The organism is Agromyces chromiiresistens, from assembly GCF_029167465.1.
In the GTDB taxonomy this organism is placed as follows: domain Bacteria; phylum Actinomycetota; class Actinomycetes; order Actinomycetales; family Microbacteriaceae; genus Agromyces; species Agromyces chromiiresistens.
Map to the genome: position 1 here is coordinate 1 of NZ_JARFNL010000010.1, position 906 is coordinate 906.

The 906-nt window shown below is 65.6% G+C and carries 1 protein-coding gene; it reads left to right on the plus strand.

Features of this window, described 5'->3' with window-relative positions:
• The first annotated feature begins 3 nt into the window (after positions 1–3).
• On the plus strand, positions 4–897 hold the full coding sequence (gene galU / locus PX701_RS18360; RefSeq protein ID WP_275507120.1) for a UTP--glucose-1-phosphate uridylyltransferase GalU: 894 nt from the start codon (positions 4–6) through the stop codon (positions 895–897).
• Positions 898–906: the final 9 nt, after the last annotated feature.

The following is a 906-nucleotide window of genomic DNA, read 5'->3' on the forward strand; positions in this document are numbered from 1 at the left end:
CGGATCACGAAGGCGGTCATTCCTGCGGCGGGGTTGGGGACGCGGTTCCTGCCGGCGACGAAGGCGATGCCGAAGGAGATGCTGCCGGTGGTGGACAAGCCGGCGATCCAGTACGTGGTCGAGGAGGCCGTGGCGGCGGGGTTGACGGATGTGTTGATGATCACGGGTCGGAACAAGAACGCGTTGGAGAACCATTTCGACCGGGTCGCGGAGTTGGAGGCGACGCTGGAGCGCAAGGGCGATACGGCGAAGCTGGAGAAGGTGAACGAGTCGACCGATCTGGCGGACATGCATTACGTGCGGCAGGGTGACCCGCTCGGGCTCGGGCATGCGGTGCATCGGGCGCACATGCATGTGGGTGATGAGCCGTTCGCGGTGCTGCTGGGGGATGACATCATCGATGCCCGGGACGAGTTGTTGACGCGGATGCTGGACGAGCAGCAGAAGCGGGACGCTTCGATCGTGGCCTTGTTGGAGGTGGACCCGGATCAGATCCACCTGTACGGGGCTGCGCAGGTCGAGCCGACCGACGATCCCGATGTGGTGCGGATCACGGGGTTGGTGGAGAAGCCCGCGAAGGAGGTCGCGCCGTCGAACTACGCGGTGATCGGCCGGTACGTGCTCAAGCCCGAGGTGTTCGGCATCCTGGCGGACACGCCGCCGGGTAAGGGTGGTGAGATCCAGTTGACCGATGCGTTGATGACGATGGCCGGAGATGTGGCGGGTACGGGCGGGGTGTACGGGGTCGTGTTCCGTGGTCGCCGGTACGACACGGGCGACAAGCTGGACTACATCAAGGCCGTGATCCAGCTCGCGGTCGATCGCGAGGACCTCGGCGCCGACCTGCGCTCCTGGCTCATCGACTACACCGACACCCTCACCCCACCCACCCACTGACGATGGCGG